This is a genomic window from Mesorhizobium sp. WSM4847 (assembly GCF_055811335.1).
Window position 1 is genome coordinate 1 of sequence record NZ_JBVVPY010000086.1, and the last position, 1123, is coordinate 1123.

General features: G+C 59.0%; 1 protein-coding gene. It reads right to left on the reverse strand.

Going from position 1 to position 1123, the window contains the following annotated elements; genetic code table 11:
- Positions 1–252: 252 nt before the first annotated feature.
- The gene (locus tag AC0L28_RS34610) at positions 253–894 is read right to left on the reverse strand and encodes a peroxiredoxin-like family protein (RefSeq protein WP_091590900.1); all 642 of its coding nucleotides are present in this window, start codon (positions 892–894) and stop codon (positions 253–255) included.
- Between the last annotated feature and the right edge of the window lie 229 nt (positions 895–1123).

The window sequence follows — 1123 nt, forward strand, 5'->3', positions numbered from 1 at the left end:
GGGTGGAAACTTGCCGTATGCGCGCCTGTCGGAACGACGTGATTGCGGCAAGGAGCGGACGTCGCCCCGCCTATGCGGCTTGCTCACTCTAGCGTCGGGGCGGTCCGCAGACCGTTGAATCGAAATCGCTACGAAGCCCACGGGCAGACCTTAGCCTCCTGCGCTGAGCATTTCGATGATTGTTAAATCCAAAGAATCACCACAGGACGGTGGCCGTCGAGCGAGTTTTCAGCAGCCCATTTCCGCAGCCTATTAATGTGCAACTTGGGAAGCTGCCGACATCAATTCCTCGGGATTCAGCGCTCTGAAGGTGTTGAGGCCATCCTCCAGAACTTCAGTGAAGTTCCAGCGTACGATGCCCGCCCGGTCGATTAGGAACTGACCGACAAGCTGCGCCTGGCTGGAAGCCATCGCCTGCTGATCGACTTCCGTAATCTCATATCCTTCCTTCTTGTTAAGAAATTCATTCATTGCCATGACGTTCATAGGCTCGGGCAACTCGCCCGGGAGATGGAACGGTATCGCCATGACCGTGTCCATCCCGACCTCGCGCAAGCCGAAAGCACGGTGCGAGGCTCGCTCCGGGTCGGATGCGGCGAGAAGATCGGGTGCCGGGTGGTAACGGAAATAGAGCCGCGCCCGCTCGACCGGCGTATTGACCACAGCCAGGCATTCGACGCCTTTCTCACGCAGGGCCGGCTTGAGTTGCGCCATCGCCGCGACATGGCGCCGGCAGAACGGACAGTGCAGGCCTCGGAACAACCCGATCAACAACGGGCTACGGCCTCGAAAATCATCGAGCGCGATCTTGCCTTCGCGTGAGATCGCATTGAGCACAACATTCGGTGCCCGGTCGCCCGGCTGCAGCGGGCGGTCAACACTACTCGTGGACATCGACAACCTCCTCGCCCCGGGGCAGTCAGGGAAAGCAGCACACCCAGCGTTTCGGAGGCGATCAAGTGCTGGGGCGAAAGCTTCCTGTGCTAAGGCAATAGTTTTCGACCTCTGCCATATTGCCGAGGTCGAGATTACGCGCGCTGCAAGCCCATCATAACACGAAAAAGCATCTGCGGGTGCCGCCAAATGTGGTGAATTACCTTACGCGAGCGCACTCCCGAATGCT

What these genes read in the sequence shown, in the direction of transcription:
- AC0L28_RS34610 (WP_091590900.1), bottom strand. Translation starts at nt 894, where the DNA reads ATGTCCACGAGTAGTGTTGACCGCCCGCTGCAGCCGGGCGACCGGGCA.